General features: G+C 40.8%; 12 protein-coding genes and 19 tRNA genes. 7 read left to right on the plus strand and 24 right to left on the minus strand.

The features are described from left to right. Nucleotides 1–5 precede the first annotated feature (5 nt). The 20 genes from H6G08_RS20345 to H6G08_RS20440 all read right to left on the minus strand — a co-directional run bounded on the left by H6G08_RS20345 (nt 6) and on the right by H6G08_RS20440 (nt 2,705). Nucleotides 6–79 (minus strand) — tRNA-Gly (locus H6G08_RS20345). A 4-nt stretch (nt 80–83) separates the two neighbouring features. Next, nucleotides 84–160: transfer RNA gene (locus H6G08_RS20350), tRNA-Thr, on the minus strand. Between the two features lie 66 nt (nt 161–226). After that, nucleotides 227–300, minus strand: a tRNA-Leu gene (locus H6G08_RS20355). A 6-nt stretch (nt 301–306) separates the two neighbouring features. Beyond that, nucleotides 307–381, minus strand: a tRNA-Lys gene (locus tag H6G08_RS20360). Between the two features lie 4 nt (nt 382–385). Further along, nucleotides 386–466, minus strand: a tRNA-Leu gene (locus H6G08_RS20365). A gap of 5 nt (nt 467–471) precedes the next feature. Then, nucleotides 472–545: transfer RNA gene (locus H6G08_RS20370), tRNA-Leu, on the minus strand. Nucleotides 546–548: 3 nt separating this feature from the next. After that, nucleotides 549–625, minus strand: a tRNA-Pro gene (locus H6G08_RS20375). Between the two features lie 5 nt (nt 626–630). Continuing rightward, nucleotides 631–711, minus strand: a tRNA-Leu gene (locus H6G08_RS20380). Between the two features lie 27 nt (nt 712–738). Continuing rightward, a tRNA-Gln gene (locus tag H6G08_RS20385) sits at nt 739–813 on the minus strand. A 113-nt stretch (nt 814–926) separates the two neighbouring features. Then, nucleotides 927–1,001 (minus strand) — tRNA-Asn (locus tag H6G08_RS20390). 9 nt (nt 1,002–1,010) lie between these two features. Next, nucleotides 1,011–1,084: transfer RNA gene (locus H6G08_RS20395), tRNA-Phe, on the minus strand. Nucleotides 1,085–1,090: 6 nt separating this feature from the next. Continuing rightward, nucleotides 1,091–1,164, minus strand: a tRNA-Arg gene (locus tag H6G08_RS20400). Nucleotides 1,165–1,170: 6 nt separating this feature from the next. Continuing rightward, a tRNA-Ser gene (locus tag H6G08_RS20405) sits at nt 1,171–1,255 on the minus strand. Nucleotides 1,256–1,259: 4 nt separating this feature from the next. Further along, a tRNA-Tyr gene (locus H6G08_RS20410) sits at nt 1,260–1,344 on the minus strand. Nucleotides 1,345–1,351: 7 nt separating this feature from the next. Continuing rightward, a tRNA-Glu gene (locus H6G08_RS20415) sits at nt 1,352–1,428 on the minus strand. 147 nt (nt 1,429–1,575) lie between these two features. Continuing rightward, a tRNA-Trp gene (locus H6G08_RS20420) sits at nt 1,576–1,646 on the minus strand. Between the two features lie 2 nt (nt 1,647–1,648). After that, nucleotides 1,649–1,723, minus strand: a tRNA-Ile gene (locus H6G08_RS20425). A 5-nt stretch (nt 1,724–1,728) separates the two neighbouring features. Then, nucleotides 1,729–1,802, minus strand: a tRNA-Cys gene (locus H6G08_RS20430). Between the two features lie 87 nt (nt 1,803–1,889). Next, a tRNA-Asp gene (locus tag H6G08_RS20435) sits at nt 1,890–1,964 on the minus strand. A gap of 204 nt (nt 1,965–2,168) precedes the next feature. Then, the gene (locus H6G08_RS20440) at nt 2,169–2,705 is read right to left on the minus strand and encodes an HNH endonuclease (RefSeq protein ID WP_096647294.1); all 537 of its coding nucleotides are present in this window, start codon (nt 2,703–2,705) and stop codon (nt 2,169–2,171) included. Nucleotides 2,706–3,360: 655 nt separating this feature from the next. Here H6G08_RS20440 and H6G08_RS20445 point away from each other — a divergent pair. Both H6G08_RS20445 and H6G08_RS20450 read left to right on the plus strand, forming a co-directional pair. After that, complete coding sequence (locus tag H6G08_RS20445; protein ID WP_190546204.1) at nt 3,361–4,962, plus strand: AAA-like domain-containing protein; 1,602 nt, start codon at nt 3,361–3,363, stop codon at nt 4,960–4,962. Between the two features lie 336 nt (nt 4,963–5,298). Next, nucleotides 5,299–8,325, plus strand: a complete 3,027-nt coding sequence (locus H6G08_RS20450; protein WP_190546206.1) for an AAA-like domain-containing protein — start codon at nt 5,299–5,301, stop codon at nt 8,323–8,325. Nucleotides 8,326–8,639: 314 nt separating this feature from the next. On the opposite strand, the gene H6G08_RS20455 is transcribed toward H6G08_RS20450, so the two are convergent. Then, a complete protein-coding gene (locus H6G08_RS20455) occupies nt 8,640–8,822 on the minus strand; it encodes a hypothetical protein (RefSeq protein ID WP_190546208.1) in 183 nt (60 codons plus the stop codon). A 159-nt stretch (nt 8,823–8,981) separates the two neighbouring features. On the opposite strand from H6G08_RS20455, the gene H6G08_RS20460 reads away from it, so the two are divergent. The 3 genes from H6G08_RS20460 to H6G08_RS20470 all read left to right on the plus strand — a co-directional run bounded on the left by H6G08_RS20460 (nt 8,982) and on the right by H6G08_RS20470 (nt 16,787). Then, complete coding sequence (locus H6G08_RS20460) at nt 8,982–9,527, plus strand: hypothetical protein (RefSeq protein ID WP_190546210.1); 546 nt, start codon at nt 8,982–8,984, stop codon at nt 9,525–9,527. A 21-nt stretch (nt 9,528–9,548) separates the two neighbouring features. Further along, nucleotides 9,549–10,667, plus strand: a complete 1,119-nt coding sequence (locus H6G08_RS20465; RefSeq protein WP_190546212.1) for a Kelch repeat-containing protein — start codon at nt 9,549–9,551, stop codon at nt 10,665–10,667. A gap of 291 nt (nt 10,668–10,958) precedes the next feature. Next, on the plus strand, nt 10,959–16,787 hold the full coding sequence (locus H6G08_RS20470) for a trifunctional serine/threonine-protein kinase/ATP-binding protein/sensor histidine kinase (RefSeq protein WP_190546214.1): 5,829 nt from the start codon (nt 10,959–10,961) through the stop codon (nt 16,785–16,787). Nucleotides 16,788–16,949: 162 nt separating this feature from the next. Here H6G08_RS20470 and H6G08_RS20475 read toward each other — a convergent pair whose 3' ends face one another. Further along, entirely contained in the window at nt 16,950–17,189 is a 240-nt protein-coding gene (locus H6G08_RS20475; RefSeq protein ID WP_190546216.1) for a hypothetical protein, read from the minus strand. Between the two features lie 652 nt (nt 17,190–17,841). Here H6G08_RS20475 and H6G08_RS20480 point away from each other — a divergent pair. Further along, complete coding sequence (locus H6G08_RS20480; RefSeq protein WP_242046219.1) at nt 17,842–18,891, plus strand: FecR family protein; 1,050 nt, start codon at nt 17,842–17,844, stop codon at nt 18,889–18,891. A gap of 52 nt (nt 18,892–18,943) precedes the next feature. Next, nucleotides 18,944–19,915: an outer membrane beta-barrel protein gene (locus tag H6G08_RS20485; RefSeq protein ID WP_190546218.1), complete on the plus strand. Its 972-nt coding sequence runs from the start codon at nt 18,944–18,946 to the stop codon at nt 19,913–19,915. A 413-nt stretch (nt 19,916–20,328) separates the two neighbouring features. Here H6G08_RS20485 and H6G08_RS20490 read toward each other — a convergent pair whose 3' ends face one another. Together H6G08_RS20490 and H6G08_RS20495 are read right to left on the minus strand one after the other, a co-directional pair. Continuing rightward, nucleotides 20,329–23,595, minus strand: coding sequence for an efflux RND transporter permease subunit (locus tag H6G08_RS20490; protein ID WP_190546220.1), 3,267 nt, complete (start codon nt 23,593–23,595; stop codon nt 20,329–20,331). 135 nt (nt 23,596–23,730) lie between these two features. Next, entirely contained in the window at nt 23,731–25,164 is a 1,434-nt protein-coding gene (locus H6G08_RS20495; RefSeq protein ID WP_190546222.1) for an efflux RND transporter periplasmic adaptor subunit, read from the minus strand.

Raw genomic sequence — 25,164 nt, forward strand, 5'->3', positions numbered from 1 at the left:
GTTATTGGAGCGATCGCCGAGAATCGAACTCGTACCGTGAGTTTGGAAGACTCTGATGCTACCTTTACAGTGCGATCGCATTCTGGAGCTGGTGACAGGAATTGAACCTGCAACCTACTGATTACAAATCAGTTGCTCTGCCAGATTGAGCTACACCAGCATTTCTGGATCTGAAAGTAGAAATTGTAGTCGCCCAAAAGAGCGACTACCCGCTCCATCTCAGCCATACCCCTGACTGGATTTGAACCAGCATCTTCCAAATTTTAAGTTTGGCACCTCTTCCAATTGGGTTACAGGGGCATAATTTGGTGGGTCGCCCAGGGGTTGAACCTGGATAAGTCTACTTAAAAGGTAGCTGCATATCCGCTCTGCCAACGACCCAATTTGGTACTCCCGACAGGATTTGAACCTGTAACAAGAAACTCAGCGCTCAACTGAGTGCGTCTACCTATTCCGCCACGGGAGCATCAGTACCCCTGACAGGAGTCGAACCTGCAAAACACTCGGTCTAAACGAGCGACGGTTTCCAATTACGTCACAGGGGCAAATGGTCGGGATGGTAGGATTTGAACCTACGACTCCTTGTCCCCAAAACAAGGCTTCTAGACCACTGAATTACATCCCGATATCTGGTACTCCTGACGGGAGTTGAACCCGTACAAAATAGACTGTTTTTGAGACAGCCGCCTCTTCCAATTGGGCTACAGGAGCATAATTTTTCTGCTTTGATAAGCAGAACTGGGAAGGCAGGAATCGAACCCGCGAGATCCTGAGCCAAAATCAGGTGGCTTTGCCAACGTCGCCTACTTCCCAATAATTGGTTGCCGAGGTTGGGGTCGTAGACACGAAGTGGCTTCCCGAAGGGTACCAACTTCTCTGTGATTCAGAGTCACAGCGACTTTCCAAGTCGTCCACTCGGCAATGAATGGCTGCCCCAGTAGGACTTGAACCTACAACCTCGCGGTTAACAGCCGCTTGCTCTGCCATTGAGCTATGGGGCAATGTGCCAGTCCCCCAGATCCGGATTGAACGGATGACCTCCTGTTCTTCAAACAGGCGCTACTACCAACTGAGCTACCAGGGGATAAGGCGAGAACGGAGGGACTTGAACCCCCAACCTTCAGGTTCGTAATCTGAGATGCAATCCAGTTACACCACGTTCTCATCAGGCGGAGAGAGAGGGAGTTGAACCCACAGTGGACTTACATCCACGACTGTTTAGCAAACAGCTTGCCCTGCCGATAGCAATCTCTCCATAATGGGTCGGGTAGGATTTGAACCTACGAGGCTCATAGGCATCCGTTTTACAGACGGCTTCCTTCAACCGGACTTGGATACCGACCCATCAATTTGGTAGTGCAGACGGGACTCGAACCCGCTAATTACACGCTTGAAAGACGTGCCGCTCGGCCACTTCGCTTCTGCACCAAGAGTGAAATTTCTACCACATGCAAGTTTGAGAAGCTGTTTTTTCAGCCCCCTGGTTTGGTGGAGGCTGTAGGATTTGAACCTACTCTGATTGAGATAATCAGATGACCAGTTTGTAAGCTTCTGATGTTGGGGCACGTGGTAGAACGCACAGACAAGGATTTGAACCCTGACCAAAGGTTTTGGAGACCCTGGTGCTGCCGTTACACCATCTGTGCATTGGTCGCAGTGGTGGGAATTGAACCCACATATCCTCGATTATGAGCCGAGTACCTTGCCGTTAGGTTACACTGCAACGTTTGGAGTCCAGGGCGAGAATTGAACTCGCACAGTCGGTTTTGCAGACCAATACCCTACCATTAGGCGACCTGGACATTTTTGAAGCCTCGACGGGAGTTGCACCCGCTTCTCTCTGACTGAGAATCAGAGCGACTTTTCTATTCGTCCACAAGGCTACAAGGCGGGGATGACGAGACTTGAACTCGCGACTTCCTATTCGACAGATAGGCACTCTTAACCGACTGAGTTACACCCCCACGTTGGGTGGCAATTATTTAGTTTTCATGGTTCAGAGGTGTGAGCGCTGTGCCTTTTGCTGAGGCTCTTTTGCTTCACTACATATATACTACATATATACTACAAAGCTGTCAAGGGTATACTACAAATTTTTTTTGAGAAATGAGAGGGCGGTGTTATTTAATGGCTGTATTGCCCTCTCTGACTGGGTTTAGGGGAGTGAATTACTCATTCTCAGTTAGGCGTTGTGCGTTCCAGAACTGTTCGGCAAATGCAACGGCTGGGTGAATTGGCGCTTTGGGTTTGGTTTTGAGTACCATTCCTGCTTCATGGGGAAGGCGATCGCTTTTTGTCGAGTTACAACGTTCACAAGCTGTGACAACGTTGTCCCAGGTATGCTGTCCACCTTTGGAACGAGGTATTACATGGTCGAGGGTGAGACGCTTAGTACTACCGCAATATTGACAGCTATGGCTATCACGCTTGAGGACTTCACGGCGATTGACAGGTGGTACTTTCCAATGACGTTCGGGGTTACCGACAGTCAAACGAATGTGTTCGGGAACTTGTAGTACGATGCTAGGCGATCGCACTTCCCAAAGCGTTGAACTGCCAAACTCTAAGGATTCAGCCTGTCCGCTAACTAGCAAGACAATAGCGCGTTTGATATTAATCCTGGCCAATGGTAGGTAGTTCTTAGAGAACACCACTACCGAGTTTTGTAATACGTTTGCTTTCTGAGTCTGTGGTTGAGGTTCCATAGGTGAATTCACTCCGAAAAAAATAACCCCCGTTTCTTGGCATCAGAAGCGGGGGTTAAGTAGTTAACACTTTTTTCCTTATCTGCGGTACAAGAATGCACTTGCACCTCCCGCTATCTATCAGCCGGTCTGGATTTAGCCAGGCGACTAGCACTTCAATAATCCCGTCCATTGCAGATTTACTGCTGGAACATTGATATGTACCCTCAAAACCAAATAGGGCGTTGTTTTTGCCCAAACCCTTGCGGGGTCGGTCATGTCTTGCTCTATCTATATTTGAGGCAAAGTTGTGGATCATCGAATTTCTGTAGTATTTGTAATGAAGGAATAACTTATTTTCATATTACATTTGTAGTATGAAATTGTCTACCGTACAATTTTGAAGAATGAGTGTGGCGCTTGCACATCGAAGCCAGCATCTTTAAGTTAATGCGATCGGTCAGTTCTCTAGAGCGATTGAGCATAACTATATGAAGAAGGGTAAAGGGAAAGGAAGAAATATTTACCCGATAATATATAGATTAACGCAAAGCATGATTGCTGTAATCTTGCTCTAAACTCCGAAAAACCCCATACTCAAGATGTATATCTAGCTAAAATTCAAACATCCGCCATTTTAGCCTTGCTTTTGGGCTACTGTGGTTGAAACTTCATAATGAGTAACCAAAATTACATTCGGAAAATTTTACTGTTATCTGCAAATCCTAGAGGAAGCAGTCCGTTGCGTTTGGGTGAAGAGATGCGCGAAATTAAGGAGGGGTTGAAAAGGTCAAAAAATCGTGAGCAATATTCTATTGATACAGTAGAAACTGTCCGCTACAGGGATATACACAGAGCTATTTTGGAATACGAACCGCAAATTATTCACTTTTCGGGACATGGGGTGGGTGAAGAAGGCTTAGTATTTGAAGATGAATCCGGTCAAATTAAGTTAGTTGATGCGGAAGCTTTAGCTGGGCTATTTCAATTATTTGCTAATCAAGTAGAATGTGTAATTCTCAATGCTTGTTACTCTAAATACCAAGCTCAGGAGATAGCAAAACATATTAATTATGTTGTGGGGATGAGTCAAGCAATTGGCGATCGCGCAGCTATTGAATTTGCAGTAGGTTTTTATGATGCACTTGGTGCAGATAAAGATTATGAGTTTGCTTATAAATTAGGTTGTAGTTCGATGCTTGTAGCTGGGATAGCAGAAAATCTGACACCTAAATTAATCATGAAATCAGATATATTATTATCCAATTCTTCAGCAGAGGCGACGACAATATATGTAGAAAGACCGCCAATTGAGGCGAAATGTTATGCAGCAATTTTACAAGCTGGGGCGCTAATTCGCATTAGGTCGCCGCAGAGAATGGGTAAAACGTTACTTTTGGAGAAAGTGCTAAATTCTGCCAGAGAGCAGGGTTATCAAACAGCAAAATTAGATTTAAAACTTGCTGATAGTGATATTTTGGCTGACACCAAAACATTTTTACAATGGTTATGTGTTAATGTTTCCGATAGCCTAGATATAGAACCACAATTAGATAAATACTGGCAAGATGTTTTTGGGGTAAATAAAAATTGTACTCGATATTTTCAAAAATATTTATTAGGAGTTAATGATAGTCCTCTAGTTTTAGCTATAGATAACTTTGAGCGACTGTTTCCATATCCAGAGATTTTTCCCCAATTCTGCTTATTATTGCGGGGATGGTATGAAGCAGCAAAACAAGGAGATAAAATTGGTAATCTCTGGAAGAAACTACGATTAGTGGTAGTTCATTCCACAGAATCATATCCTACTTTAGATACTAATCATTCACCATTTAATGTAGGAATTGCCATTGAGTTACCGGAATTTAACCTGCAACAAGTAGAATCTCTTACCCAGCAGTATGAATTAGCAGATAAATTGGGACAACAAGATTTGAGTAAATTGATGGAGTTAATAGGAGGACATCCCGATTTAATACAGCAAGCAGTTAGTTATCTGAAAAATCCCCAAGCTAGTATGGAAGAACTTTTGCAACTTGCGCCAACAGAACAGGGAATTTTTAGCGATCATTTGCGACAGCAATTGTGGCATTTACAACATAATTCTCAGCTTGAGTTAGGGTATAAAAAGGTGGTAATGGCGAATGCGCCTGTACGCTTAGATACTGAGGTTGCATTCAAGTTACATAGTTTAGGATTGGTTAAACTTTCAGGTAATGATTGCGTTCCCAGTTGTGAATTATATCGTCAGTATTTCTCCGTGCGCTTGGGGTAATAGGGTGAGTTATAGTAATAAATATTTTCTGTGAAGCTGCACATTAACGCCCTCAGGCTGGAAGCCTGGGGCTAAACAAACAAAGCCTGCCTGCGCAGGCTAAATTATATGTATCTTCTGATTGAATTGGTCTTAGGACTAAAATCCATAACGCACCCTACTAAGGGACTTACAAAAAATAAATTACCCATATTCCGTAGTGCGAGCATCTTGCTCGCGGTTGTTCAAAAGCGAGCAAGATGCTCGCACTACAAATTGATTGGGTATTTAAAAAATTGGATGTCCCTAAGACAAATGACAAATGACAAATGACAAATGACAAATGACAAATGACAAATGACAAATGACCAATATATATTCTCTGGAAGTCTACCGGAAAATGCTAGCACTTACGTCACACGCCAAGCTGACGGTGATTTGTATGCGGGATTAAAAGCGGGAAAGTTTTGTTATGTTTTGAACTCCCGACAAAGCGGAAAGTCTAGCTTGCGTGTGCGAACCATGCAAAGACTTAGAGAAGAAGGTGTACAATGTGCAGCAATTGACCTTTCGGCTGGGGGTGTTCAAAATGTACCGCCGGAACAGTGGTATGCGGATTTAATTGATAATTTAATTGAAAATTTTGATTTAGATGTAGATTTTGGTGATTGGTGGGAAGCTAATCAATTAAATTCGCTGGTAACGAGATTTCGCAAGTTTTTAGAAGAGATATTACTGGTTGAAGTTAAAGAGAATATCGTTATTTTTATTGATGAAATTGATAGCGTACTTAGCCTAAAATTTCCTACAGATGATTTTTTTGCACTAATTCGCGCCTGTTATAATAAGCGGGTTGATAATCCTGAATATAATCGCCTGACTTTTTGTTTGTTGGGAGTCACATCACCTAGCAATTTGATTGAGGATAAACAACGGACTCCGTTTAATATTGGTCAAGCTATCTCTTTGACTGGTTTTCAATTACATGAAGTTGAGCCATTAGCTAAGGGGATGTCGGAGAGATTTTCTCATTCTCAAGCAGTCATGGAGGAAATTTTATATTGGACAGGAGGACAACCATTTTTGACACAAAAATTGTGTCAGTTGATGATTGAAGAATCTTTGCAAGACAATTCTCGCACTGTTGAGCAGGTAGTAAAATCGCGGATTATTGAAAACTGGGAATCGCAAGATGAGCCTGAGCATTTACGCACGATTCAAGCCAGAATTTTGCGTGATGAACAACGGGCGGGATATTTATTAGAACTGTATCAGCAAATTAGATTGAGGGATGAACAATCTGAGATTAAAGCCGATGATACTTTAGAGCAAAGTGAGTTACAGCTTTCAGGTTTGGTTTTTAGGCAGCAAAATAATTTAAGAGTTTATAATCGCATATACCAAGAGGTTTTTAATCGAGATTGGATAGATAAGCAATTAAAAAATCTGCGTCCATATTCCGAGAACTTTCGCTTTTGGGTGGCTTCTGAGGGGAAGGATACATCAAGATTATTGCGGGGAAAGGCTTTAGAAGAAGCGGAAGTATGGGCAAAGGATAAAAGTTTAAGTTATCAAGATAGGCAGTTTTTAGCAGCTAGTAAAGAGCAAGAAATTCAAGAAGAGATTGCTGCTAAAGAAAAAGAAGCTGCTTTAGAGAGAGAAAGAAAAGATAAGGAAGCAGCCGAGTCAAGAAATGAACTACTAAGTGAAGCTAATAGGAAATCTCAAAAGCAAATTCGTAACGGGGCTGCTATTTTATTTGTGGCTGTATTTATTGCTGTAATTTTAGGAGTATTTGCAGCAAGAGAAGGAAATAAAGCATTACAAGCACAAAAAAGGTTTGAAGATGCTAACACAAAAGCTCAACAAGCTAATACAAAAACTCAAGAAGCAGAACAAAAAGTTATAGCCTTACAGCAGCAGGCTCAACAAGTGCAAAAAATTGCTGATGGTGCTAAACAAGAAGCACAAAAAGCGACAGAAAAAGCTAAAGAAGAACAAAAAAAAGCTGACGATGCTAATCAAAAAGCGACAGCAGCAAGAGAAGAAGCTAAAAATGCACAAATAAAGGCTGATGAAGCTAACAAACAAGCTAAAGTTGAACAACAAAATGCTGAAGAAGCACAAAAAAATGCTGCTGAAGCTAACCAACAAGCTACAAAAGCCAAAGAACAAGCTAAAGTTGAACAGCGTAAAGCTGAAGAAGCACAAAAAAATGCTGATGACGCTAAACGACAAGCGCAAGTAGCCAAAAAAGAAGCAGAAAATTTACAAGCTAAACTGGCTGATGCAAAGAAAGATGTTGAAAATGTGCAAAAACTGTCTGAATTAGCTGGAGAGTTACGCAATGCAAATCTTACATCTGAATCAGATGAAGCCTTAAGATTAGCAGGTTTATCATTCAACGTTAAAGACTATAACCTTAAGCAAGCTCTACTACTTGCTTCTAGTTCACAAGCATATCAGCATTTAAAAAAGTGGGATGAAGCAGAAAAAGAAATTCAAGAAAGCAATATTTTTTTAGCACAAGCAGATAAAAGTATTAACTCTAGCGAAGGGTTACAAATTCAAGTTTTAGTTAATAAAGTTAAAGGTAATTTGATATCAGAAAAAAAAGAAATAAATCAAGCTATAGAATTTTATGAATCTGCATTTAAAATTCTTAGTAATTACCAGGAGCAAACAAGTCCATTTATAAAAAGTAACCAATTGCTTGCAGCAGAAGATGTTGAATCTGTTCATCGCAATTTACTTAAACTACTCTCAACTAACACCTCAGCAGCAGAATTGAGAGTAAGGGTAGAACAATTTCTAAGAGACCATTTATATGCTCAACTTGAATACTCTTTGAAAGCTCAAAATTGGCAAGCAGCCGATTACCAAACATACCAACTCATGCTCAATATTGCTAAAAGAGAAGAACAAAGATATCTAAATTTGGATGATATTAATAATTTTTCTTGTCCAGACTTAAAAACAATAGACCAGCTTTGGGTCAATAATTCAGACAAACGTTTTGGCTTTAGTGTGCAAAAGGAAATATGGATTAGCATGGGACATCGGCTGGGTATAAAACCAGAAGAGTGGAATGCCAAAGATCATGAAAATTTTCTTCGGATTGCCAAGGTCGTTGGATGGTATGTTGATAAAAAAACAAGGGAAGAAGAAACAGGCAGCAGAGACGGCTACTGGGTGAGCTACAACGAACATCTAATGCGTATAAAAAATGACATGAGTTATAGTTATGGCAGGGGAAGCCTACCGTGGATCGTGTCGCGTTCCATAATTATTACAAAAACCAGTTCGTCGTCTGGTGGGGTGGGTTTTGCGATTCCAGGAGAACCCACGATCTTCTTGTCTCGCGTTGCGACTTGTAAAGTGTAACATTTAGTGTGATTCGTTGGCTAGGAAGTATTACCAGCAGTAAATAGGAGGATTAGCCGCTAGGGAAAGGGAAAATATCCCAATTACCTTGATAACTGCATAATAATATAGGTGAGGTATTAGAAGCCAAGTCCTATCCCGTAGGCGGAATAGTGACAGCATATCGCCCAGCAGTGATGTGATAACAAAATCCTAGTTGAAGGTTATGTGAGGGACGAGACATTGTCAAGAGTAAAACCGATCACATCGGGTGACAATGCCATTGTATAGAATTACACTGCCATTACATCAACTTGCATTGCGATCGCATCGACTCAGATTGCAATCAGATCAACTTTGACGACAATCAGATCAAGTTTGATTGCAATCAGATCAACTTTGACGACAATCGGATCAAGTTTGATTGCAATCAGATCAACTTTGACGACAATCAAATCAAGTTTGACGACAATCAGATCGACTTTGATTGCAATCAGATCAAGTTTGACGACAATCAAAACGACTTTGATTGCGATCGCATCGGCTGAAAAAGCTCAGACAGAGGCTATTTCTAGCTTAAGTTAACACCAATGGGCAATGCCATGCGCCTACGATTTGTCGAATTATTTTTTTAATTGGTATAATTTTTATCTAAAAATTACTGATTACTTAAATTTATGTTAAGAGAAATTTCCTTAGCGATCGCAACTGCGACTATATCTTTAACCGGCTTTATTCAAAGTCCTGTAGATGCTAATATTCCGGCTAAATATCAAATTGCCCAAAATCCTCATCAAGTCAAAGGAATCACTATCGAACGCCTGGGAATTGGTGGTGTAAAACTTGATATGTCGGAAGCACAGGTAAGAAAAATTTTAGGTAAGCCTGTAAAAGTAGAAAATCAATTTATGCCTGCTATTGGTAAAGTACGCACGCTGAAATATCGGGGTATTTCTATTGATTTAGCGGAAGATTTTCCGGAAAATAAATTCACTGTTTATCAAATAAAAGCAACTAGTAATAAATATGCAACTCTAGATGGTGTCAAAGTTGGTGATAGTCCATCGAAAATTACTAGAACCTATGGTAACACTGATGCTTATAAAGAAGGTAATCTCACTCGCTTAAGTTACTCAATTGAAAATCCCAGTCCTGCAGGTTTAAATTTCACTCTGGAAAAAGGAAAGATTACAGAAATTCTCTGCTTTTATCTGATGAATTAAGCCTTTTTTATCAAAATAACTATGTCATTACATACCCCTCGCTTCATTTGGCGAAAACGCCAAATCCAGGGACAACCTCCCTCACCTAGATATGGACATTCTGCAATTTTGTATGAAAATTCCATGATTGTATTTGGTGGAGAAAGTAACGATACTGGCGATACCCTCAACGATGTTCACGTGCTAGATTTAGAAACTTGGACTTGGAAGCAACCTGAGATTTTTGGCAATATTCCTGATAGTAGAGGCTTTCATACTGCGGTTTTATATCAAGATAAAATGCTGGTTTGGGGAGGATATAAAGAAGCAAAAGACGGCGGATATATTTTTACAGATATTGATTTGCATATTCTCAATCTTACAACCTGGGAATGGTCGCAAGTTATCCCTAATGGTACAGCACCAGCACCTCGTTCTCATCACAGCGCAGCTTTATATCAAGATAAGTTATTTATTGATGGTGGTTCTTTTGATATTTACGCAGCCTATGAAGATATTCATCTATTAGATATCACACAAATGTGCTGGATTGATATCCAAGTTGATAACTGTGTTGATGCTGCTTTAGCCGGATTAAAAGTACGTGGTAATACATTAATTAAGTTTCTGGGTGATGCGGCTTACGGCGGATTCTGCGAAGATATTTTTACTTTAGAATTGGGTAATTTAGATTCGCAAAGTCAAATTAAATTAGAATGGCAGAAAGCTGAATTTAGCGGTATAGAGAATTATTCATATCAAATTATTCTGCCGGATGATGATGAGGAAGGATACTCTGATGAGTTTGATGATGATAGGGGAATTCCCTATCGTACTATTCACGGCTATGGAGAATTTGGCGATAATTTAGTTTTATTTGCAGGTATGGCTCCAGGTAATGGTGTGAGCCATGTGACTATTGGCGATTTGGTATTATTAAATCTGCCTGCCATTGGCGATAGTAATAGCGGAACTTATAGGGCGATTTTTCCTGAAGTGGAAGGTAAATTTCCACCGCCGAGATTTGGTCATTCGACAATTCAGTTTAAGCAGCAAATGATTATTTATGGAGGTTTATGGATTGATACTCAAGTTGGTAATAATAGCTATGATAATGATGTTTATATTTTAGCAGGTTTAGGTTATACCAATTTAGGATGAAGTTGCATAAAAGTATAGTTTATTTTTAACGCAAAGGTACACTAAGGTTTACGCATAGGTACGCAGAGTTTTTTCAGTTACTAGGATGAAGTTGCATAAAAGTGTACTTTATTTTTAACGCAGAGGTACGCTAAGGTTTACGCAAAGGTACGCAGAGTTTTTTAAGTTACATTTTGGTTATTGGGAAGGGTTTCAAGCATGTTTACATTAGTTACTTATCTATTTTTGCTTGTTTTGGTGAAATAAATTGTCGATGTGGGAATACTAAGCCCGGTAGTTAAGGTTGATGCTATGCTGAATATTTCCGGATACAAGATTGCTAAAGAAATCTACAATGGCTCAAGAACATTGGTTTATCGGGCTATTCGCGAGACTGACGCATTACCTGTTGTGATTAAACTGCTGAAAAATCCCTATCCTAGCTTTAGCGAACTCTTATCTTTTTGCAATCAGTACAGCATTGCCAAAAATCTCAACTCACCTCTAATTATTCAAATCTATAGCCTCGAACCATACCAAAATGGTTACGCCCTCATTATGGAAGACTTTGGGGGAATTTCTCTGCTGGAATGGCAAGCTAATAGTAGGGGAAGCTTTCTGCGAGAGTTTTTAGAAATTGCGATCGCACTTTGCAAAGCGTTAGATATATTATACCACGAGCGCATAATTCATAAAGATATTAAACCCAGCAATATATTAATTAATCCGGAAACTCAACAAGTTAAATTAATTGATTTTAGTATTGCTTCTTTATTACCGCGAGAAACGCCAGCGATAGTTAATCCTAATGTGTTGGAAGGAACACTGGCTTATATTTCTCCAGAACAGACGGGGAGAATGAATCGCCCAATTGATTACCGGACTGATTTTTATTCTTTGGGTGTGACTTTCTATGAATTACTCACAGGTGAATTACCATTTCCCGCCAATGATGCGATGGAATTGGTACATTCACATATTGCGAAAAAGCCGCCTAGCCTAGAAGGCAGGAGGCAGGAGGCAGGAGGCAGAAGGGAAGAAATTCCCCTGGTGATTTCTGATATTGTGATGAAATTGATGGCAAAAAATGCTGAAGATAGATATCAAAGTGCTTTGGGATTAAAATATGATTTAGAAAAATGTTTGTCTCAACTTGCAGAAACTGGTAATATCAAAAGCTTTGCCATTGGAGAACGAGATATTAGCGATCGCTTTATTATCCCCGATCAACTTTATGGTAGAGAAGCGGAAGTATCTACCCTACTGCAAGCATTTGAGCGCGTGAGCCTTGGTGCTACAGAAATGATGCTGGTGGCTGGGTTATCTGGAATTGGTAAAACAGCAGTTGTCAATGAGGTTCATAAACCAATTCTCAGACAACGCGGTTATTTTATCAAGGGTAAATACGACCAATTTCAACGGAATATTCCTTTTTCAGCGTTTGTGCAAGCATTCCGCGATTTTATTGGTCAAATATTAACTGAAAGCGATACACAAATTCAACAATGGAAACATAAAATTTTAGAAGCGGTGGGAGAAAATGGCGGGGTAATTATTGAAGTTATTCCCGAATTGGAAATCATTATTGGCGCACAGCCTCCGGCGATAGAATTATCAGGTACAGCAGCACAAAATAGATTTAATTTATTATTTAATAAATTTACGCAAGTATTTACCAGTGTTGAACATCCATTAGTCATATTTTTAGATGATTTGCAATGGGCAGATTCAGCATCATTAAACTTGATTCAGCTTTTGATGTCTGATACCAGTTATCTTTTCTTAATTGGGGCATACCGCGATAACGAAGTCAAACCAGCAGATCCGTTAATGTTGACTTTGCAGGAAATTCAAAAAAACCAATCAATAATTAATACTATTACCTTAACGCCACTGAATCAAGTAGAAGTAAATCAGTTAGTGGCTGATACCCTGAAATGCTCAGAAAATTTAGCATGGAATCTTTCTGTATCAATTTATCAAAAAACTCAGGGTAATCCGTTTTTTACTACACAGTTTCTCAAATCATTATATCAAGAAAATTTTATTCAATTTGATTTTGCACTAGGTTGTTGGCAATGCGATATTACCCAGATAAATCAGCTAGTGCTTACAGATGATGTTGTGGCTTTTATGGCATGGCAATTACAAAAAATGCCACAATTAACGCAAAATATTTTACAATTAGCTGCTTGTATTGGCAATTCTTTTGATTTAGCAACTTTGGCAATTGTTTCCCAACAGTCAGAAATAGAAACGGCTGCTGATTTGTGGAAAGCATTGCAAGAAGGATTGATTTTACCAATTAGTGAAGTTTATAAATTTTATCAGGCAAATGAGAGCGAACGCTTAGAAAAATTGAGTCTAGAAAAAGGACATCATAAGCAATTAGCAAAATATAAATTCTTACATGACAGGGTACAGCAAGCCGCCTATTCCCTGATTCCCCAAGAGCGAAAACAAGCCACCCATCTGCAAATTGGACAATTACTCCAGCAAAATCTTTCGCCAATCCAACAAGAAGAAAAATTGTTTGATATTGTTGGGCATTTGAATAAAGGTATTAAGTTAATTGTTGAACCGTGTGAACAAGAAAAATTAGCTCAACTAAACTTAAAAGCCGGAGCTAAGGCGAGAAATTCTACAGCATATTCAGCAGCTAGAACATATTTTCAAATCGGACTGGAACTCCTAACAGAAAATTGCTGGATGCATCAATATGAATTGGCTTTAAATCTGCATATTGCGGCGGCTGAAGCGAGTTATTTAAATAGTGACTTTGAAAGTATGGAACAGATAGCAACCATAGTCTTGCTATCAGCGCGAACAATTTTAGATCGAGTGAAAATTTATGAAATTCAAATTGCCGCCCAAGTTTTACAAAGTAATGTATTAGGAGCGATCGCGGTTGGTAGAAAAGCATTAGCACAATTAGGGGTGGAACTGCCAACAGAACCTAACCCAGACTTGATTGGCGCAATGCTACAACAGCTTACCACCCAACTTGCAGGTAGACAAATTGCCGACTTGATAAATCTCCCCTTAATGACAGATACCACCACAGAAGCGGCTATGGAACTGTTGGGTATGTTGTTTTCACCAATTATCCAAGGAATGCCCGGTTTATTACCCTGGTTGAGTTCGATGATGGTAAGTTTATCTCTACAATCGGGTAATACTGCGGCATCCACAACCGGATATGGTATTCACGGTATGGTATTGTGTGGATTCTTGGAAGATCCTGCCACAGGCTATGCTTTTGGTCAATTGGCGCTGAATTTACTGGAAAAATTACATATTAAACCGAATAAATCCGGAGTACTTTCTCTGTTTGGCTGCTTTATTCAACATTACCAAGAGCGATTAGATGCCACAATTCCACTTTTGTTAACAGCCTACCAAACTGGCATCGAAACCGGAGATTTTTTACATGCTGGTTTTGCTCTGGGTGGTCATAGTGATGGTAGGTTTTTCAGTGGTGAAGAACTGAATAGTTTTGTTCAAGTCATGGCTGATTATAGTTTGGCATTGGCTCAGGTGAAACAATATTCGGCTCAAATATATCTAAATTTGGGAAAACAAGCCGCAGAAAATTTCATAGAACCAGTCAGCCAACCAGATTACTTGATTGGCAATACCTACAATGAAACCTTGATGTTAACCAAGCATCACCAGGATCATGACTTGATTGCGATCGCGCAAGCTTATATCTATAAACTGCTACTTGCTTGCTATTTTGCTAATTATACAGATGCACGGGACTATATCGCCCAAGCCCAGCCTTGTTTAATGGCCGTTTCCGGCACGATTTTTGTGCCCATTTTCCATTTTTATGCGGCGCTAACTTATCTCGGACTTGTCCCCACCCAGCCAGAATCACAGCAAGCAGAACTGCTAACTGCTGCTAGCAACCATCAAACAATTCTGCACCAGTGGGCGCAATATGCACCCATGAACCACTTGCATAAATGGTATTTAGTGGAAGCGGAACGTCATCGAGTTTTAGGTGAAAAATTTGCTGCTAGCGAATGTTACGATCGAGCAATAAATTTGGCTCAAGAACATCAATTTATCAACGAAGAAGCCCTCGCCAACGAGTTAGCAGCCAAATTTTATCTGCAATGGGATAAACAGCGCCTTGCTGAAGAATACACAATCAAAGCCTACTATAACTATGCTCGTTGGGGTGCAAAAGCCAAAGTTAACGACTTGGAAAGGCGTTACCCGCAACTTTTGACTGCTATTTTACAGTCAACTCGCCCTCACCTCTCAATCAAAGAAACCCTCTTGGCAAGGGAAACCTTCACCTCAGCTAGTTCTTCTGCTCACAGTATCTCTAATTCCCTGGACTTAGCTGCAATTCTCAAAGCTACTCATGCTATCTCTGGGGAAATTGAACTAGAAAAACTGCTTTCCTTGTTGCTTTCGATTGTGATTGAAAATGTGGGGGCTGATAAATGTGTGTTCATGATGCTGCGAGACGAACGCCTGTTAATCAAAGGGTTAGTTACCGTAGGAACCGAACCTGTGATTTTGCCCCGTATTCCCATTGAGGAGAGCCAAGATATTCCCCTGAAGCTCATCTACAAAGTCAAGCACAATCAACAGACTGTTGTGTTATTGGATGCAACTGCCGATTTGACTTTAGCAAATGACCCATATATTATGCGTCAACAGCCAAAAAGTATCTTGTGCAGTCCAATTTTACGTCAAGGTCAATTGCTAGGTATTTTGTATCTAGAGAATAACTTAGCCACAGGAGCCTTTACCAGCGAACGAGTGGAACTGCTGAACTTAATTTGCACTCAAGCAGCAATTTCTCTAGAAAATGCCCGACTTTATCAAAAGTCTCAAGAATCTCTCGTAAAATTGCAGGCTAGCGAAACCCGCTTCCAAAATTTGGCAAATAATATTCCGGGGATGGTGTATCAATTCCGTCTAGCTGCTGACGGTTCAACTTCTACACCTTATGTGAGTTCTGGCTGTTTTGACTTGTATGAATTACAGCCAGAATTAGTCATGGCTGGTGTACATAGCCTGAGTGCTATGCATCATCCTGATGATGATCTGAATATAATCCAAGCAACGATGGAATCTGCCCAAAATTTAACACCGTTTGAGCATGAATGGCGGATTGTTTTGCCTTCAGGAAGCGTAAAATGGGTACGTTCTGCTGCTAGGCCAGAACGACAAGCCGATAATGCAATTTTATGGGATGGGGTGCTAATTGATATTAGCGATGGTAAAAAAGCCGAACTGGCTTTGCAACAACAATCACTTGACTTAGAACAAGCCCTAACAGATCTCCGAAACGCCCATTTACAAATTGTACAAAGTGAAAAAATGTCTGCATTGGGTAACTTAGTTGCTGGTGTCGCTCACGAAATGAATAATCCGTTGGGCTTTATTTTTGCTACTCTTCAACAGAGTAAACCAAATTTTGCCGATATCGCTGAACACTTGCAACTCTATCAAGAAATAGTCGCAAATCCCGGCGATGAAATTCAAGAACACGCCGCAGAAATTGATTTAGATTATCTCTTAGAAGACTTACCCAAAACCATCGATGCAATGGTGATGGCGTGCGACAGACTGAAAAATATTAGTACCAGTCTGCGGACATTTTCCCGCGCCGATAAAGATTACAAAGTGCCATTTAATATTCATCAAGGTATTGATAGCACGATTCTTATTCTTAAACATCGTCTCAAAGCTAACGATCAACGCCCAGCAATTGAAGTCATCACTCAGTATGGAGATATACCCCAAATTGAATGTTTTCCCGGACAATTAAATCAAGTATTTATGAATATTCTGGCTAATGCGATTGATGCTTTAGAAGAAGCAAATATTGGTAAGAGCTTTAAAGAAATTCAAGCCCAGCCTAACTGCATTACAATTACAACTGCATTAGTAAATAAAGTGGTGAAAATTGTCATTAATGATAATGGTAAAGGGATGAATGCAGAAATTCAACAAAAAATATTCGCTCATTTATTTACAACTAAAGCCGTGGGCAAAGGAACGGGATTAGGATTAGCGATCGCGCGCCAAATTGTAGAAGAAACTCATGGCGGTAAATTAAGTTGCAATTCTGTTTTAGGGGCAGGTACAGAGTTTATTATTGAAATTCCCGTCTGAGAGGATGTTTTAAAAGTCCTGTCGTTGGTAGCAAAAAGTTTTAGATCCCCCTAAATCCCCCTTAAAAAGGGGAGCCACTGCGTTGGGCGGGTTCCCCGACTTGTAGCAAGTGGCGTGGACTTTGATTGTATTTCCCCCCTTTTTTAAGGGGGGTAGGGGGGATCAATAAGTATCTAAAGGCACAGCCAAAAACTTTTCAAACAACCTCTGAGCATCCCCCGCAGGTGTATAGGCGAACCCGCCAGACATCAAGATTCCAGCAGCAAACCCTACGCTTCCCGGAGTCCGATTTAAACTAACTGCGGTGATTGATATCTTGCACCTACAGCCTATCAGGGTGAGGCTATACAAACATAGACGCGAAGCGGCTTCCCACAGGGTAGCCTGCGTAGGCAGGCTCATAAACTTATTTTTGCGGTTTATTGCTAAAATACAATGTTTATTAAAAGCTTATTAATTCAGTATAAATACCATGATGCAAGATGTAAGATGATTTTTGTCTCATATCAATTATTTCCCTACCCCATAAATACAACAACACCCAAGCTGCGACTTGCTTAGTGATTTCCTCTGTTTACTCAGGACACACGGGGCTACAATTACTAATTACATTCTCGCTATGTAATTGCGTTTACTTGTATTACCCCCTCTTTACCACATTGAGGAAATATTAGCTTTCGAGTTGGGTGTTGTTGTTTGTTGACGAGACAGACTATGTAACAGCGTTTTTTACCTCTTAACTAGCGTGGACTTTGTCTACTTGGCTGTTGTATCTGCCAGGGAAGCTTTGTAGCTTCAATTATTAAAATAGCACTATTAATTTATGGTGTCTCATTTTGAAAGCAAACTTTACTGATATGCAAATATACACTCATTTTGTGTAACGGTTTATTAAATGTAGGGCATGGGGCATGGGGCATGGGGCATGGGATATTTATTAAACGTAATAGTGTTTATCTGGAAAAAAGCGATCGCTGTTTGTAGTCGAAAATTAAAGAACAAATGTTCTAATTATAATTAGCACTTTTATTTAAAGTTGTGATGGAGTGGGGGGATGGAGTCATTAAGTCAAAAGCTAATTGTGGGGATATGTCTGACAGCATCTTGGATAACTCCAGCATTGGCGCAGCAAGATTTACTTACCCGTGCAGAAGTTTACAAGTTGCAAAATCAAGTGCAATTGTTATTGAAAGATAAACCACCACGGGCTGCGAAAAAGGCTGATGTTTTGGTTCCTTTAGATGCACTACAAACAAAAACGCGATCGCGGGCTGAATTATTATTTAACGAAGGTGCGCTAGCTAGGATTGGTTCTAGTGCGACTTTTCTATTTAAGCCGGGACTACGGCGCTATGAAATTACTAACGGCGTTTACAAAGCAGAAACTATTTTTCAATTGCAAAATGGTACAGCTGTAATCGCCAGTGCAGCTGGTAGTACAGGAACGACAATTGAAACACCTCAAAGTCGGATTAATATTATTGCAGCCGCACCACCACCAGGTTCAGATATATTACCCCCAAATGTTACTAGTGGGGCTGTAGCTGTAACTCATAACGGTGCTACTAATACTACTCAAGTTTTTAATTTAACTAATTTACCTGTTACAGTTACCAATCTTAACGGAACTCAAACCCAAACTTTACAAGCTGGTCAAACAGTTACCGTTAACAATGGGGTAATTAGTCCAGTACAAAACTTTGACTTGCAGAAATTTTATCAAACCAGCCAATTAGCTACGGGATTAGGGCCGGGACAAGAAGCTTTAGTTGCTCAAGAATCTCCGAATGTGCAGGTAATTCTGAATAAAGTGAGAAAAGAAACTTTAGCCGGATTAGAGACTCAAAAAGTCTGGATTGAAGGTTTATGTAATGTCAATTCTCGTGGTGGAGCTAGTACGCTCTCTACGAATTGTATCACCACTAACGATGACCCACTGCGGAAATTTGAAGACGATCGCAATCCTGTGACTCCCCAACCACCAAGAACAGACCAAGATAATCCAACCGTAGGGGATACTGGCGGTCAAACTGGCGGTCAAACTGGAAGGGATACGGGTGTGCAAACTGGCGGTCAAACTGGTGGTCAAAGACAAATACCTTAAAATGCGATCGCACAATCAAGCAAACTGAATTTATTTTAAATTTTAAATAACCATGCGTACTTATAAGATTGCGCTTTGTTCGTTAGCTACCTTACTAACTTGGGACATTCATTCTAGTATCGCCGCAGATTCTCCGCAACCATCACCAGAAGATACAATTGTCGTCCAACTACCTGTAGTTCCTGGCGATCCCAATAATCCCGCAGATTTTCCTGTCAATGACACCAATCAAACAATAGATCCAGAAGATGTAAAAGATGAATTAGGCGAGATTGAAATCATTACTCCTCGTCAACAACAACCACCCCAACGTCGCCAACCTGATGTGCAACTATTACTGCGTTCCTCAGCTTTTACCAGTTCTAATATTACAGGTTTTGAAGCATTTCAACCGAGCGATACAGTATTTATTAATAGCGCCACCTTACTAGCAACACCTAAACTAGGAGAAGAAACCCGGTTAGTAGCGGCTGCTAGTGGTGGTTTGGTGAGATATGCTGACCAAGGAGACTTTAATTACAACTATCTCAACTTTAATGTAGGGATACAGCAAAGAATTGCTAGGGGAATGTATGGTCAACTAGGATGGGTGCAGGAGAGACTATATAGAGATGGAAATGGCGATCGCTTATTATTAGATGATTCAGTTCGCTTAAGTATAGGACGACAAGACCAATTAAGCGATCGCCTGAGATTAGATTCATTTTACGAACTCCGCGCCAGCTTTGCCACACCTAGCGAGCAAAATCGCGTTGCTAACAGCTTAGGGGCGCGTTTGCGCTATGATATTACACCCCAACTTCAAGGTGCATTAGATTATCGCTTAAGTTTAAGAGACTTCACTCAACAAGAGAGATTTGATACGCAAAATCAAATCGGGTTAGAAGCAATTTACAGTATTAATCCTGATTTGTTTATTAGTGGTTCAGCATCCTACCTTTTCGGTGCTTCATCCGATCCAAATGTGGATTTAGATAATTTTTCTGTAGGGATAAGTATCGGGTTAAATGTGCCTTTATTCTAAATAAATATTAAATCCATCATTCCAGCAAATTGTTATTAACTTTTATCGCCTAGTTTTGAAATTATCTCGTGATTATTTAACTTAAAAAATCTGTTTTTCTCTCTGCGCTCTCTGCGCCCTCTGCGGTTTAAAATTCATTTATTGAACCACAGAGACACAGAGAACACAGAGATAAGAGTAATACCATTTCGCTATGATGCAGGGAATATTTATTTAATGAACCGCCTTCGCGAAGCGTCTCGCAGAGAAGACGCCAAAAACGCCAAGAGAAAGAAAGTAATTATCAAGTGCAAGTTTACAGAGAATTTGGTATGACTCAATAAATCTGTTTTCTCTCTGCGCTCTCTGTCTTGAAAAGTTGTTCATGGGGGAAACCCCCAAGACCACACTTTTCGCTGCGCTCTCTGCGGTTTTCAATTCATTTGTTGAACTACAGAGGGAATAGGGGCATCTTGCGATTTTGATTTTTTACCCCGCCACACCTTATAATATAAAATTGGCACAGCCGACCGCGATAATATCAAAGATGCCACTTCCCCAGCCATTAAGGAAATTGCTAATCCCTGAAAAATTGGGTCAGTCAAAATAATTGCCGAACCAACTATTACTGCTGCGGCTGTTAATAGCATCGGACGGAATCGCACTGCACCAGCATCAATTACCGCTTCTTCTAAAGGTATTCCCTCTTTCAATCGCAATTCAATAAAATCTACCAAAATGATTGAATTTCGCACCACAATTCCAGCCCCCGCAATAAAGCCAATCATGGAGGTAGCGCTGAAAAATGCTCCCATTAACCAATGTGCTGGCATAATTCCTACTAAAGAAAAGGGAATAGCTGCCATAATTACTAAGGGAGTAATAAACGATTGAAACCAACCGACAACAAGGGCATAAATTAACACCAACACCACAGCAAAAGCAATTCCTAAATCGCGGAATACTTCAAATGTAACGTGCCATTCACCATCCCATTTAATACCAAATTTTTCTGTAGTTGGCGGTTGTTCGGTAAAGTAGGTGGCAATGTTATAGCCTTTAGTATGGGAGAGTTTATCGATTTGAGATTGCACGTTGAGCATGGCATAAACTGCACTTTCAACTTTGCCGGCGACATCAGCAGTTACATAAACAACAGGCTGTAAGTTTTTGTGATAAATACTGTGATCTGCTGTGGTGGTTTCGGTTTTAATTAAGTCGCTGACGGCTACTAAATGACCGTTTACTCCTTTGATTTTTAATGATTTCAGGTCTGCTAAACTGGTACGATTTGCCTGATTTAAGCGTAAATTAATCGCTACATCTTCGCGGGAATTAGCATCATGTAGTAAACCCGCATTTTGACCAGATAGAGCAATTTGTAAAACTTGGGAAATTTGCGCCGGACTAATACCATTAAGGGCAGCTTTTTCTCTGTCAATTATCAAATTATATTCTGTTTGTGGTGATTCCATGTACCAATCCACATCGACAATATCGGCGGTATTATGATAAATTTGCCGGATTTGTCGCGCTAGTTCAATTTGTTTTTCGTAATCTGCACCGTAGACTTCAGTGACCAAAGTTTGCAATACTGGTGGCCCTGGGGGTATTTCTGCTACTTGTACGCGGGCGTTATACTGATCGGCAATTTGCTTTAATTGCGGGCGGATAGCTTTAGCAATATCATGGCTTTGTCTGTTGCGATCGCCTTTTGGTAAAAAATTCACCTGCATATCTGCGATATTCGCACCAGAACGCAAAAAGTAATGTCGCACTAAGCCATTAAAGTTGTAAGGTGAAGCAGTGCCGATATAGCTTTGGTAATTAGTGACTTCTGGGACTGTGGTTAAATATTGTCCCATTTCCCGCGTTACCCTCGCCGTTTGTTCTAGGGTTGTCCCTTCTGGCATATTTAAAACAATCTGCAATTCGCTTTTGTTGTCGTAGGGTAGCATTTTCAGAATTACTAACCGAAATCCCGCTAATCCTAAAGCTGCTATTAATAAGGCTAGTGTTCCCGCAATAAAGGCGTTTCCCCATTGACGACGCGCAATTAATGGACTCATGAAACGGCGATACAATCGGCTGAGAAAGTCTTCCTCCTCATGTCCATGATTATGAGTGTTATAATTCCTAAAAAATCGCATCGTCGCCCAAGGGACAACAATAAACGCCACTAAAGCTGAGAATATCATGGCGGCGGAGGCTCCTAAAGGAATTGGGCGCATATATGGCCCCATTAAGCCGCCTACAAACGCCATTGGTAAAATCGCCGCAATTACGGTTAATGTCGCCAAAATCGTCGGATTTCCCACCTCGTCTACAGCTTCGAGGACAATTTTTTGTAGCGTCTTTTGGCGGTTCCGCGATAATTGCATTCGGGTTTTGTTTTCGGGAAGCTGCAAATGACGACCAACATTTTCTACCACCACGATCGCATCATCAACTAAAATCCCAATGGAGAAGATTAGCGCAAAAAATGTTACCCGGTTTAAGGTAAAGCCGTAAAATACAAAACTAGCCAGAGTTAGCGCTAAGGTTACAGGGATGGATACAGCCACCACCATCGCCTCTTTTTTACCCAGTGCAAACCACATCAGGAGAGTTACAGAAATTACTGCAATCCCCATGTGGACTAACAACTCGTTAGAACGTTCGGCGGCGGTTTCGCCATAATCCCGCGTGACTGTTAGCTGTACATAGTTGGGGATGTAATTGTGCTGAATTTCCTTTAATTTATGCAATACATGGTGGGAAACTTGAATTGCATTTGCACCCTGACGTTTTGCGATCGCAATTGTCACCGCATCCGCTTCACCCTGAGTTGCTTTTTTACCCTGTCCAAAAAATACATAACTAGCTGGTTCTTCTGCACCATCGGTAATATTAGCTACATCACGCAAATATACAGGTTGATTATTCGCTACACTCACAACTAAATTTTGTGCATCTGATGCCGAGCGAATAAAGCTTTGAGTTCTAATTAATAAAGATTGATTATTTTGACTTAAAGCACCACTTGCTAGTTCGGTATTTTGTAACTGTAATGCTTGAGAAATATCTAAGGGAGTTAAGCCAAAGGCATTTAATCTCACCGGGTCAAGTTCGATGCGTAACTGTCGTTTTTGTCCGCCAATAATTGTAGTTTCTGAAACATCTGGTACTTGCTTAATCTGCTCATCTAACTGCGCCGCTATTTGGCGTAAGTCGGTAGCGTTGGCTTGATTACTCCACAAAGTAAGCGTAAGAATTGGGACATCATCAATGGCGCGAGATTTAATTAAAGGTTGAGAAACACCAGCAGGAATTTTATCGAAGTTAGCATAGAGTTTGTTGTACAATTGGACAATAGCATCTTCGGTTTTTTGACCAACATAAAACCGGACAATGGCAACAGATGAACCAGGGCGAGAAGTAGAATAAACATACTCAACACCGGGTAATTCTTTAATTAACTTCTCCATTGGGAAGGTAACACGCTGTTCTACCTCCTTGGCTGTAGCACCGGGCATTTGCACAAATACATCTGCCATTGGCACTGTAATTTGCGGTTCTTCTTCACGGGGGAGAATTATCGTTGCGCCAATGCCTAATAATAATGAAACTAAAATAATTAGGGGAGTTAATTTAGAGGCTATAAATTTTTTGGCTAGATTGCCAACAAAACCAAGTTTAGGTTGTGAACTTTTACCGTTCATAAGATATGCAGTTTTGTAAGATTTGGAAAAAACGAACCGCGAAGTACACGAAGTACACGAAGTAAAGAGAGTAGAAGATAGTTCATGATTCGTTGCACCTTTGCGCCTTTGCGCCTCTGCGTGAGATAAAACCCTTTATTTATTAGTAACAACCTGCTGTCCATCATGCAGTTCTTCAATATTACTAATAATAATGCGATCGCCTGTTTCTAACCCGGAAACAATTTCTACTTTGTTATCTTGCGCTTTGCCAGTTTTTACCCAGCGTAATTGAGCAATATTATTCGCTGTAATTACATAAACACCTTCTAATTGACCGCGCTGAAAAACAGCATTTTTCGGAATCATCATCACTGTGCGCGTTTCACGAGGTAATTCTAAGCGCCCAAACATTCCTGGCATTAATTGATAGGAGTTATCTAAAGCAACTTTTACCGTGAAACTACGGGAAGTTAAGTTAGCAGAAGGTACAATTTGCCGCACACGACCACTGACGGAACGGTTAACAGTATCTAACTGTACTGTCACTTCGTCCCCTAATTTAACTAGAGAAATCAATGATTCTGGGACTGCGACAGTTAAACGTAGGCGATTGGTGCTTTCTAATGTCACTATAGGCTGTCCTGGCCCCGCGATCGCACCCACTTCTGTATGCTTTTTGGTAATCACGCCGGTAAAGGGGGCGGTGACAGTGCCATAGTTTAAGTTAGCCAGGGTTTGCTGTTGTCCGGCTTTGGCTTGCTGAACTTGAGAACGTGCTTGTTCTACACCGGCTTTGGCTTGCTGGACTTGGGAACCGGCTTGTTGTACGCCGGCTTTGGCGCGATCGATACCCCGTTTGGCTTGATCGATACCGGCTTTGGCTTGTTTAATTCTGGCTTGGATTAATGCGACTTGTGTATTTGCTTGATCTAACTGTGACTGACTCACAGCGCCATCTTTTTGTAACATCGCCATGCGGCGTTGATTTAATTGGGCATCAGCTAGCTGTGCTTCTGCTTCCTGTAGTTGGGCTTCGGCTTCACGTTGAGCTGCTTCCGCTTGATTTAACTGTGCTTCAGCTTGAGATTTACTAGCTATTGCTTGAGTTTCTGCGGCTGAAGCGACTGTAACGCCAGCTTGCGCTTGAGCAATGGCGGCTAATGCTTGATTACCTTGGGCTTGGATATCTTTAACATCAATAATGGCGAGGACTTGACCGGCTTTAACTTTGTCACCTTCTGCTACAGGTAAACTTTGAATTTGTCCTTGAATGCGGCTGGTTGTCGTGACGGTTTCTACAGATTCGATAGTACCAGTGAGACTGCTGCCACCAGCAATAGATTCTGGGGCGGCTGTTGTCGTTTCCACTTCTAGGGGTTCGAGATGCGCCATTATCGTTTCCGTTGATTCTGAAGGATGACGCAATAACCACAACCAAGCCACACCCCCAAAAGCGATTGCAAAAACGCTAATTAAAGCGATCGTCCGCAGCCGCTTGGGTTTTTTGGGTTGTAGTTCTGGGGCTGGTTCTGTGGTAATTTCTGTATGAGTAGCTTCCAAGTGAACGGACGATTGATCGTTAAACAT

The sequence above is a fragment of the Calothrix anomala FACHB-343 genome (assembly GCF_014696435.1).
Taxonomy (GTDB): domain Bacteria; phylum Cyanobacteriota; class Cyanobacteriia; order Cyanobacteriales; family Nostocaceae; genus Aulosira; species Aulosira anomala_A.